We start from the raw sequence: 11,591 nt of genomic DNA on the forward strand, positions 1-11,591 counted from the left end.
AATTTATGTTAGGTGCGATGAAAATTTTTACGACGAATTCCATGTGGCCAAAATCAAATAATTATTATCACATGAAAAGGAATATAATCAACATATTTTGTGTGTACCTCGTGTTGCAGGGTTTGTATTCATGCAACAAAAAGTTTCTCGACGAGAAATTATATTCAAGCTATGCGCCGGAAACACTGACCGACTCATTGGGTTTTGATGCGGCATCCATCGGCTTATATTATCAGTTGGGATTGTTCTTCTCTAAAAGCGATGCGCAGGGCTGGCCCAGTGTATGGAATGCAGGCACCGACATCGCCTTTGTGCCCCCCACGCAAAAGCAGGGTATTGAAGTGCCTTATTACGATTATACGCAATTGATAGCAACGGATGGGGCAGCCTCCTTTACCTGGAGCTGGGCTTACCAGATGATCAATAATGCCAATAACATTATCGTAAATGCGGAGAATTCTGCCATCACCAGCCTGTCTGACGCCGGGAAAAACGCTTACAACGGAGAAGCCCGTTTTTTCAGGGCCTATGCATATAATACGCTCGCTACCTTGTTTGGCAAAGTGCCACTGGTTACCCAACCGCTTTCCAAGCCCAAGACGGATTTTACAAGGGCCTCACTGGATTCAGTAAACGCATTGATCGTTGCAGACCTCACATTTGCCGCAACGTATTTACCAACCATTGATAATTTAAAATCAAATTCAAAAGGTAAACTGTATGGCCGTGCCAATAAAGCCATGGCTCAGCAATTACTGGCTGAAGTGTATTTGCGTATGGGTAAGAACGACCTGGCCGAAGCGCAATGCCAGGCTATTATCAGCAGTGGTAAATTTAGTCTTACCAAAGCGAGATATGGTGTAAAAACCAACCTGCCCGGTGATCCGTTCTCCGATATGTTTGTGTATGGCAATCAACGGTACGGACAAGGGAACAAAGAAGCCATTTGGGTAATGGAGTTGGAGAATACTGCTACAGTCGTAGGTGGATATAGTGGCGCTCCGCAACAACGCCGTAACTGGGGCGCTGCCTATTATCAAATTACCGGTATGACCATTTGCGATTCACTCGGCGGCAGAGGCATTGCCCGCATGCGCCTTACCGATTGGGTAGTGTATGGGTTGTATGAGCCTGGAGATATGCGTAATTCGGAGAATAACCTTCGCCATAAATTTTATTATAATACGGCAGGGCAGGCTAACTATGGTCAGCAGGTGCCGTATACGGGCGCTGACACCGTGTTTAAGATCGCGCCGCATACTACCAAATGGTACCAGTACGATCCGAACGATGTATTTGGCTTTGCCATGTTTAAAGATTTTATTTTAATGCGTTTGGGCGAAACTTATTTGTTATTGGCCGAGGCCCAGTTTAAACAGGGTAAATTAACCGAAGCCGCCGCCTCGCTGAATGTAATAAGGGCAAGAGCAAACGCTACGCCGGTAACGGCTGGTCAGGTAACCATGGATTTTATCCTGGATGAAAGAGCCCGCGAATTGCTGGCCGAAGAGAACCGCCGGATGACGTTGATGCGCACCAAAACGTTGGTCACCAGAACAACTAAATACAATACCCAAATTATCAACCCCGTGTTAGGTTTAACCACCAAGCACCTGCTGTTGCCCATTCCGCAATCAGAAAGAGACCTGAACAAAGACGCGGTACTGGAGCAGAATGATGGGTATTAAGTGTTTTTGTTATCTGAATCTTTGTTTGGATCGCAAGTATATTAAGATGCCGAAGTAAGTGGTATGAAGTAGGAGGTACGAGGTAAGTTTACAAGTTCACAAGGAGACTACCTCTTACTTCTTACTTCATATTCTGTATATTCGACACAAATTGTAGTAATTAATGAAACTGCCATTTATTTCTTCTGTTTTAATAAGTGTAATTACAATTGGTGTTGCCTGCCAATCGTCAAAAATATCAGTTGCCGGCAACAAACTGTTGCAAACCATACAAACCAATTTTGAAGATGGCGCAAAGCAATACAAAGTATTGAAAGCAACCCTGCCCTCTGACCGTTTCCCAAAAACATTCGATCCTAAGACCGGTAAAGCAGAGACCAGCGATTCTGAATGGTGGTGCAGTGGTTTTTATCCCGGCACGTTATTATACCTGTACGAACAAACAGGCGATACGGTGTTGTACAACGAAGCCCTGCGCATCCTGGGCGTATTACAAAAAGAACAATATAACAAAACTACCCACGACCTGGGTTTTATGATGTATTGCAGTTTTGGCAATGCCAATCGCATAAAACCAAAACCCGAATACAATGAAATATTGCTCAACAGCGCCCGTTCCCTCAGTACCCGGTTTAATGAAAGGGTAGGATGCATTAAATCATGGGATTCCAAAAAGCCAACCGATTTCCTGGTGATCATTGACAATATGATGAACCTGGAGTTGCTGTTTGAAACAACAAAGGCTACCAACAATTCCTCTTTTTATAAGATAGCTGTTACACATGCCAACACCACCATGAAGAATCATTTCCGGCCCGATTACAGTTCTTACCACGTATTGAACTACGATGTAACAACCGGTGCGGTGAAGGAAAAGAAAACAGCGCAGGGTGCAGCCGATGCCTCGGCCTGGGCCCGCGGACAGGCGTGGGGTTTATATGGCTATACTGTTTGTTATCGTTATACCAAAGACGTACGTTACCTGCAGCAGGCGCAACATATTGCTGAATTTATTTTAAACCATCCCAATTTGCCGGCCGATAAAATTCCTTTCTGGGATTTTAATGCGCCCGGTATTCCCAATGCCCTGCGCGATGCATCTGCCGCTGCAATCATGGCATCGGCGTTTATAGAGTTGAGCCAATACACCAGTGGCAAAGAAGCGCGTCGTTATGTACAGATAGCAGAAACCATGATCGGTAATTTGTCGACCGAAACATATAAAGCACCCATTGGCGCCAACGGTGGTTTTATTTTGCAACATGGAGTAGGGCATATGCCGAATAAGACCGAGATTGATGTACCATTAACCTATGGCGATTATTATTTCATTGAAGCCTGTAAGCGTTATAGAGAGTTAAAAAAGTAGTAAGTTATTAAGTTATTGAGTTTGTAAGTAGAGTTTGAAAAATAACTCAATCAATAACTAACAAACTAATGAACTGATATATGAGAAAATTATTCCTGTTTGCAATTTGTACATTGTTTACCCACATGGCAATGTCACAAACTAATTTGATCACCGGCATCGCTGCCCGAAAAACAACCAGCCTCAATGGCGCCTGGCAATATATTGTGGACCCGTATGGAACCGGGTTTTATGATTACCGCTACCAGGAGCGAAAGGAGAATGATCGCGAAGCTTACTGGAATACCGACGAACCCGTCAATAAAACCGAACGCAAAGAGCACAAGTTCACTGATAAGTATATTTTACAGGTGCCGGGCGACTGGAATTCACAAGCTGAAAAGTTCCTGTATTACGAGGGCATTGTGTGGTATAAAAAATCTTTTGATTTTACAAGGACCAGTGCGGCCAATAAAGTATACCTGTATTTTGGTGCAGTGAATTACGAAGCCGATGTATACCTCAATGGTAAAAAGCTGGGCAAGCACAAAGGCGGGTTTACGCCGTTTAATTTTGAAGTGCCGGATTCTGTTTTAAAAGCGACCGGCAATTACCTGGTAGTGAAAGTAGACAATACCCGACATAAAGATGAAGTGCCTACTGTTAATACCGATTGGTGGAATTATGGCGGTATTACCCGCGATGTACAATTGATTGAAGTGCCGCAGGCATTCATTCAGGATTATAGCCTTCACATTAAGAAGGGCGCGTCATTGAAGACGTCAAAGAATATTCCGGTTGAAGGCTGGGTACAGCTAAACGGCGGGCAAAGTTCAAAGGAAGTGATTGTAGAAGTTCCGGAATTAAAAATTAAAAAAGCATTTCCCGTAACCGGTGATAAAGTAGCAATACAATTCAATTTACCAGCCGTGCAATTATGGTCGCCACAAACGCCCAGGTTGTATACCGTTGTCATCAGTACCAACACCGATCGTATAGAAGACAAGATCGGTTTTCGCACAATAGAGGTAGTGGGTAAACAGATTTTGCTGAATGGCAACCCTTTGTTTATGCGTGGTATTTGTATACATGAAGAAATACCGCGGCAAATACGCCGCGCATACAACAAACAGGATGCCCTGCAATTGCTGGGCTTGGCAAAAGAGTTAAGTTGTAATATGGTAAGGTTGGCGCATTATCCCCATAATGAAAATATGGCGCGTACCGCCGATTCGCTGGGTATACTGGTGTGGTCAGAAATTCCTGTTTACTGGACCATTGACTTCAACAGCACCGAAGTGTTTGAAAAAGCCCGCACCCAGTTGGCTGAAATGATCACCAGGGACCATAACCGGGCCAGCATTATCATTTGGTCGGTAGGAAATGAAACGCCGGTAAAACCCGTGCGAACAAACTTTATGCGCAACCTTATCAGTGCGGCCCGCTCACTTGATTCGTCGCGCCTGGTATCTGCAGCACTGGAAGTAAATTACCAGCCTGGCGTTAACAAGATCGATGATCCGTTAGGTGAGTATGTTGACATTGTATCGTTTAATGAATACCTGGGTTGGTATGCCGGTTTGCCCGACAGATGCCGTACCGCCAAATGGGAATTTGCTTATAACAAACCTTTCTTCATTAGCGAAACCGGCGCTGAAACGCTGTATGGCTTTCATGGCGATTCACTTACACGCTGGAGTGAAGAATACCAGGAGTGGTTTTATCGCGAGCAGGTTGCTATGTTAAAGCGAATGCCCGATAATTTTGCCGGTCTGTCACCCTGGATCCTCTGCGATTTCCGTTCACCCCGTCGTAATAACCAAACGTTTCAGGAAGGATGGAATAACAAAGGGCTCATAGATCAACAGGGACGAAAGAAGAAAGCGTTTGCTGTGTTGAAGGCTTATTATGACGAGAAGAGTAGTACCCCCAACCCCTAAAAGGGGAGGATGTTTTTGAGTTATTAAGTTATTAAGTTCTTTTCCGGAGTAAACTCAATAACTAATAACTTACTAACTCGTTACCTTGTATCATAAAAATAAATATCTAACGGTAACTATTGCCTAAACATTGATCACGATCAATTTGGCATGGTTCTTTCACATATAGAACCAGGTAATTGTTATACGCTTTTAGAGTTTTTTTTGCTTCTTTTCTTTTGCTTTTAAGCTTTCGCCTTTAAGCTGCGTGCGGCGTGAAGCGTGTGGCGTGAAGCTTTTGCCCATTGTCCATTGCCAATCGGTTTCGTTTGCCTATTGCTCCCGATAGCTATCGGGATTGTCCATTGTCTATTGACTATCCACACGGCCGCTTTTCCCGTTGATATGCACCTATTGTAACCTGAAAGTTTTTTAAGGTGAGTAAATTCGTCATTTGCAAGTTTAACAACTTGCCGATGCGTATCGACCATTCACCATTCACGATTGACCATTGACCAAATATGGCTAATAATGAAATACACTGTTGTTGTAAACAAAGTAATAAAGGAAATAATTGGACTTATTACGATCGTACTCTTTATTTATACCTGTACAAAGATCAGGGCAGTAAGCAGCCATAAAAGAGCCGCCGCTTATGATACCATCGAAACCAGCACGGCAGTAGGTTTTGAATGGCCCGCTCAAACAATGGGGTACCATCCCTTACTGCCACGCCACGGTCTTCCGGCACCTTATAGTAAAAGAGCAGCCGGTACCGGAAGCGCCGATAACTGGCAACCCGTTACAGGCTCGTATCCGGCTTATATGTACGCCGGCTATCAGGCTGGCCGAGTAACCGCTCAATAGCTGGTTTATTTTATGGTTTATGGTTTGTGGTTTATGGTTTGTGGTTCTTTTATTCGTGAATGCTTCCTGGTTTCGGCACCATGTATTACAAGAAATGCTGACTTTAGGAGCAGGTTTCTAAATGCCGGCAACTATAAACCATGAACTAAGAACTTAGAACTAAAAACTTAGAACTAAGAACAGTATTAAAGTATAGCCATGACAAGTCACTGACCTTCGCAGCTAATTCGGGCTGTTAGTAAAAAATGTAAATAGGTTTTGTTTAAGGAAAGGCAAAGGCAAACGGGATGTCGCAGTTGGTATAGCAACTCTCCGCTTAGTCCAGTTATGTCCTGTTTTAGGGTGGTTCCTCCTCCGGGGAGCCGCCTTTTTTTTCGCCCACCGAAGCTTGGGCGTAGGTGGGTTATCCCAACTTGTGGGGGCCACTGGATCCGTGAACTGGGCGCCTGCGCCAGAGCATCGGCGCCGGCACACGGAGGAGGTGCAAGCCTTAGCGTAAGCGGGCTTTCTTATTTCAGATTATCGGGGTTGGGAATGAAGTTCAGGAACGCATGGAATTGCGAGTCGTAACGCCGCTTATCCAGCTTATAATAGAAGGCGCCTTTTTTAGAACCCTCTTTCTCTTTTTCTTTTTGCTTAACGAGCAGTTTGGTAGAAAGTATCTTGCGGGTGAAATTTCGTTTGTCCAGCACGGTGTCGTACACGCCGGTGTACAGGTTATATAACTGGGGAAGCGTGAATTTCTCTGGTAATAATTCAAACAGAATGGGGTGGAAGGCTGCTTTATAACGAAGCTTTTCCAGGCCCATTTTTACCATGCGGCTATGATCGAAGATCAGCTTGGGTATTTTTTTCAGGGAGAACCATTCGGCATGGAAGTCGTCGCTCAATTGCTTCTCGTATTTGTTAATATCGATCAGGGCAAAGTAGGCAACGGAAATAGTGCGTTCTTCGGGATCACGGCCAGGTTCGCCAAAGGCGTATAACTGTTCAATATATACATTCTTAAGACCGGTGAGTTGTTTCAGGATGCGAGCCCCCGCCTGTTCAAAATCCTCATCGGGCTGCACAAAACCACCCATAAGGCTCCATTTGCCTTTTTCAGGTTCAAATCCTCTTTGTATAAGCAGCAGTTTCATTTCATATCCATCAAAACCAAAAATGATCGAGTCTACTGCAACAAGCATGCGTTTTTGCTTGGAATAATGTTTCATATAGAAGTGAATCGGTCCATTTATACTATTTAATTCAATTACTCTAAATAGTGGAAACGGAAAGAATTTTGGGTTAAAGTAATAAGAAAATCCGAACAATATTATAACTGTGTGATGAAGATAGCTATTTTTTTTAAAAGCGAAACGCTAAACGCTTAACGCGGAAGGCAGAATGCAAGGCAGGCCTATAGCCGTTTATGGCAGGTTGCGTTTTTTGCCAGCGTTATGCCGCCTTATACCAACCAGTAGGTGCAATTTACTAACGATGATCAGGAAATGCCCCTTTAAATAAATATTCGTGTGCCCGAAAAGCTTTCACGGAAATCTTTAGGGGTACAGCTTTTTTTCTTTTTGAATATGCGGTTGAAGTTGGAAATATTATTAAATCCGCAGTGGTAAGCCACTTCGGCTATAGACTGGGTCGTATCGATCAGCATCCTGGAAGCATGGCCCAGCCTTATTTCCGTAAGGCTGTCTATAAAAGTATTGCCGGTGCGCTGTTTAAAAAAACGGCTAAAAGCTGCATCCGACATGTTGGCCAGCCGCGCTACTTCGTTCAGGGTAATGGGTTTGTCGAAGTTTTGATTCATGTACTCCAGCGTTTTTTCAATGCGCCGGCTGTTGTAGGTGTATTGTTCGGTGTTATTAAAAGACGCGTCCGACAAAATGCGCATGTTCCGCGAAATGGATAGGTCGTGTAGGATAGACATTAATTCTAGTACCGAATCAAAACCCTGCTTTTGGTTCAGGTCCATAATTCGGGGGGCCAACTGCTGCGTGGTTTCTTTTGAGAACAGGATGCCCCGCAACGACTTTTCCAGCATGGTGCGAATAAAGCTCAACTGGTTGCGGCGCAACAGTTTTTCATCAAAAAGGTCTTTATGAAATTGAATGGTGATTTCCCTGATCTCATTGGATTTGCAATGGTGCGTAAACCAGGCATGTTGCAGGTTGCTGCCTACCAGCACCAGTTCCAGCTCATCTATTTCTTCAATATGATCGCCCACCACCCGCTTTGCGTTTTTGGCGTTCTGAATAAAATTCAACTCAAACTCCTCGTGGTAATGGAGGGGAAAATCAAATTCTGATTTAACCCGGGAAAAGAGCGTAAAACAATCACTTTGGGTGAGTGGGGTGATTTCCCGTAGTAAAGTGCTTTTCATATGCAGGCAATTGTATCGTAATTATGATCAAAATTATATAATTGTCGGTATAATTAATATCATAATTGTACAATTGCCCTGTTTTCTCCTGAAATGCAATGTGGATAACGATTTAGCGAATGTTTGTAGCTGTTTAAAAGATTTTCTCCATAAAAAAATATAAAAATGGATCAATATAGTATTATATATTAATCATACTTCAGGCATACATTTGGAGTAAATTGTATTGCTGTATGAGAAAAAAAGTACTTTGCCGGGTGCTCATAGCCTCTTTATGCGTACTGGCACTAACGGCTCCTGCGCTTGCCCAAACCAAAATCATAACGGGCATTATCTCTGACCCACTCGGGGCTCCGCTTGAAAAAGCTACCATAAGAGTTAAAGGCGAAAAAGCATCAGCCATTTCAGATGCAAACGGTCATTTTAAGCTGGTGGTGCCCGAAAAGGCCACCATGATAGAAGTGTCGTATGTAGGCCTGAAACCGGTTGATGTTGTTATAGAAGGGAAATCCTCGGTGCTGGTTACCCTGAACGTAGCCGATAGCAAACTCAACGAAGTAGTTGTTATCGGGTATGGTACCGCCCGGCGAAGCGATGTGTCTTCGGCCGTTTCTTCCGTTAAAGCAAAAGACCTGAAAGACCTGCCGGTAGCCGGCATCGACCAGGCTTTACAGGGAAAAGTAGCCGGTTTAACAGTTACCAATAACAGTGGTCAGCCCGGCGGCGGTGTATCTGTTAAAGTGCGCGGGGTTACCTCCATCAACAGCAACGACCCCCTGATCGTTATCGACGGTGTTACATTTGTAAATAATACAAGATCAACTTCCGGCTATGCAGGTTTGGGCGGTTCCGACGGCCAAACCGGTAATAGTGTAATGGCTTCCATTAACCCCGGCGATATTGAATCGATCGATGTTTTGAAAGACGCTTCTGCCCAGGCCATTTACGGTTCGCAGGCAGCGAATGGCGTAATTCTCATTACCACTAAAAAAGGAAAGAGCGGGGAAGGCAAAATAAATTATGAAATGTATTACGGCCAGCAACAGGTGCAGAAGAAATTAGACCTGATGAACCTGCGCCAGTTTGCCCAATACCAGAATGAAGTAGCGCCTATTATTGGCCTTACGCCTTCAGAAGAGTTTAAAGATCCTTCTGTTTTAGGCACAGGTACCGATTGGCAGGATGCTATGTTCCGGAATGGTCAAATACAAAATCATCAGTTGAGTTTTTCCGGTGGAAAGGATAAAACTTCCTATTACCTGTCGTTGAATTACTTCAATCAGCAAGGTATTTTGTTAGGCTCTGATTTTAAAAGATATACTACGCGCTTTAACCTCGATCACCAGTTGAAGACCTGGTTGAAGATCGGCGTTAGCACCAACGCAACAAGAAGTATTCAAAATGTAACGCTGGCCGATGCCGCAGAAGGAACCATTTGGTGGGGAGCTGTACAAAGTCCGCTGATCCCTGTCAAAAACCTCGATGGCACCTGGGGTGGCGGAACTACCGTTGGCGGTTTCCAATACAGCCAGGATAATCCCATTGCCCGGGCTAATTACAGAGGTAATAAATCTACCAACTGGCAGGTGTTTGGAAATACGTATGCAGATCTGCAATTACGGAAAGACCTTTCTTTCAAAACGGAATTTGCCTATTCACTTGGTTTAAACAATAATACAGCATTCCAGAACTCAGGCGCCATTGGGCCCACCCAACTGCAAAGCCAGTTATTCGATAACAGAGGTAATAGCTACTATTACGCCTTGAGAACCTACCTGAATTATAATAAATGGATCAATAAGCATAGTATTTCAGCAACGGTGGGGCATGAAGCGCAGTATTCTTATTATGAAGGCATCAATGGTAAAAAAGTAAATCTGGCTAATAATATTTTAGATCTGAATGCCGGTGAAAGCGATAAAATGACCTGGGAACTGGGTGGCGGAAAAAGTAACTGGGCCATGGAATCATGGTTTGCAAGAGGTAGCTATACCTACGACGACCGCTTCTCGCTGTCTTTGAGTTTCAGGGCAGATGCTTCTTCCAATTTCGGTCCCAACAACAAATGGGGCTATTTCCCAGGTGCTTCCTTTGGCTGGACAGTTACCAACGAGCGGTTTGCCGATCCGGTTAAAAATGTAATGAATTACCTGAAACTGCGTGTTGGGTATGGTTCTGTAGGTAACCAGAATCTTCCTTCAGGCGCACCCAACCCGCCTTATACATCTGTAGTCGGCTTCTGGCCTGGCCCTGTTGGCTTTGGCACCTCCAGCTACCTGAATGGTATTTCGAATCCTGATTTAAGCTGGGAAGCAGTGGTAACGCAAAATGCCGGTATCGACGCTGCTTTTCTTAAAGGAAAGATCGAGTTGAACCTCGACGTTTACAAGAAAACAACTACCGATATGTTGATGTTCCTGACCGGTCCCCGCCTGATTGGCGTTGGCGACCAATGGAATGATCTGAAAGCGCCCATCGGAAACATTGGTCAAATGAGCAATACAGGAATCGACATCAGTCTTACAACCAATAATATTAAAACCAGCGATTTTACCTGGAAGACCAGTGCGGTGTTCTCCCATTTCAAGAACAAGCTCGAAAAAATGGCTGCTTCAACAGCCGGTTTAACAGGTAAAGTATATTACGATAACTATACCATTACCTATACGCAACCTGGTTATGCAGTAGGTTCATTCTTTGGCCTGGTTACCGATGGTTTGTTCCGCACCCAGCAGGACCTGGACAATAGCTTGCCGCAGTTTGGTTACAGCGTTGACCAAACGCATACCTGGCTTGGTGATGTTCGCTTCAAAGATGTGATGGCTGATAAAGTGATAGATGCCAAAGATATCACCTTCATTGGTAGCCCGCTTCCCAAATTCACCTATGGCTTAACCAACAGCTTTACCTATAAAGATTTTGATCTTAGTGTATTTGTACAGGGTAGCCAGGGCGCCAAGATCTTCAACTTCCTTCGCTGGCAAACGGAGAAAATGGATAATGCCTTCTATAACCAGATGGTTACCGTTCTGGACAGGTATACTGCAACCAATACAAACGGAAAATTACCCCGTTTTACCAATACGAATACAAATAACGTATACATCTCAGACCGCTATGTAGAGGACGGTTCTTATGTGCGCATTCAAAACATCAGCCTGGGATACCGGCTTCCTAAACAGCTCATTGAAAAAGCAAAGATCAATAGTGCAAGAGTGTATGTAACGGTTCAAAACCTGAAGACTTTCTCAGATTACAGCGGATACGATCCTGAGATCGGCGCCTTTAATAACAACATCAGACTGATGAATGTTGATATGGGCCACTATCCAAACCCACGTTCATTTACAATTGGTGCAAGTCTTGAGTTTTAACTATCTGATGGCTTTAAA

Annotated in this window: 7 protein-coding genes; 5 read left to right on the forward strand and 2 right to left on the reverse strand. The window is 44.1% G+C overall.

From position 1 onward, the window contains the following. The first annotated feature begins 71 nt into the window (after positions 1-71). From FAM09_RS09220 to FAM09_RS09235, 4 genes are all read left to right on the forward strand, one after another. Positions 72-1,688, forward strand: a complete 1,617-nt coding sequence (locus tag FAM09_RS09220) for a RagB/SusD family nutrient uptake outer membrane protein (protein ID WP_136576807.1) — start codon at positions 72-74, stop codon at positions 1,686-1,688. A gap of 163 nt (positions 1,689-1,851) precedes the next feature. After that, entirely contained in the window at positions 1,852-3,057 is a 1,206-nt protein-coding gene (locus FAM09_RS09225; RefSeq protein ID WP_136576808.1) for a glycoside hydrolase family 88 protein, read from the forward strand. A gap of 131 nt (positions 3,058-3,188) precedes the next feature. Next, entirely contained in the window at positions 3,189-4,976 is a 1,788-nt protein-coding gene (locus tag FAM09_RS09230) for a glycoside hydrolase family 2 protein (protein ID WP_243751636.1), read from the forward strand. A gap of 510 nt (positions 4,977-5,486) precedes the next feature. Then, positions 5,487-5,822 carry a hypothetical protein gene (locus FAM09_RS09235; RefSeq protein ID WP_136576810.1) on the forward strand — a complete coding sequence of 112 codons (336 nt, stop codon included), beginning with the start codon at positions 5,487-5,489 and terminating at the stop codon, positions 5,820-5,822. A 509-nt stretch (positions 5,823-6,331) separates the two neighbouring features. On the opposite strand, the gene FAM09_RS09240 is transcribed toward FAM09_RS09235, so the two are convergent. Both FAM09_RS09240 and FAM09_RS09245 read right to left on the reverse strand, forming a co-directional pair. Next, positions 6,332-7,036: an NUDIX hydrolase gene (locus FAM09_RS09240; protein ID WP_136576811.1), complete on the reverse strand. Its 705-nt coding sequence runs from the start codon at positions 7,034-7,036 to the stop codon at positions 6,332-6,334. Between the two features lie 284 nt (positions 7,037-7,320). Further along, positions 7,321-8,199: a helix-turn-helix domain-containing protein gene (locus FAM09_RS09245; protein ID WP_136576812.1), complete on the reverse strand. Its 879-nt coding sequence runs from the start codon at positions 8,197-8,199 to the stop codon at positions 7,321-7,323. Between the two features lie 233 nt (positions 8,200-8,432). Here FAM09_RS09245 and FAM09_RS09250 point away from each other — a divergent pair, with 233 nt between their 5' ends. Next, positions 8,433-11,573, forward strand: coding sequence for a SusC/RagA family TonB-linked outer membrane protein (locus tag FAM09_RS09250; protein ID WP_136576813.1), 3,141 nt, complete (start codon positions 8,433-8,435; stop codon positions 11,571-11,573). Positions 11,574-11,591 lie beyond the last annotated feature (18 nt).

This window comes from Niastella caeni, assembly GCF_004834005.1.
Lineage (GTDB): Bacteria > Bacteroidota > Bacteroidia > Chitinophagales > Chitinophagaceae > Niastella > Niastella caeni.

What these genes read in the sequence shown, in the direction of transcription:
- FAM09_RS09225 (WP_136576808.1), top strand. Translation starts at nt 1,852, where the DNA reads ATGAAACTGCCATTTATTTCTTCTGTTTTAATAAGTGTAATTACAATT.
- FAM09_RS09230 (WP_243751636.1), top strand. Translation starts at nt 3,189, where the DNA reads ATGTCACAAACTAATTTGATCACCGGCATCGCTGCCCGAAAAACAACC.
- FAM09_RS09220 (WP_136576807.1), top strand. Translation starts at nt 72, where the DNA reads ATGAAAAGGAATATAATCAACATATTTTGTGTGTACCTCGTGTTGCAG.
- FAM09_RS09235 (WP_136576810.1), top strand. Translation starts at nt 5,487, where the DNA reads ATGAAATACACTGTTGTTGTAAACAAAGTAATAAAGGAAATAATTGGA.
- FAM09_RS09245 (WP_136576812.1), bottom strand. Translation starts at nt 8,199, where the DNA reads ATGAAAAGCACTTTACTACGGGAAATCACCCCACTCACCCAAAGTGAT.
- FAM09_RS09240 (WP_136576811.1), bottom strand. Translation starts at nt 7,036, where the DNA reads ATGAAACATTATTCCAAGCAAAAACGCATGCTTGTTGCAGTAGACTCG.
- FAM09_RS09250 (WP_136576813.1), top strand. Translation starts at nt 8,433, where the DNA reads ATGAGAAAAAAAGTACTTTGCCGGGTGCTCATAGCCTCTTTATGCGTA.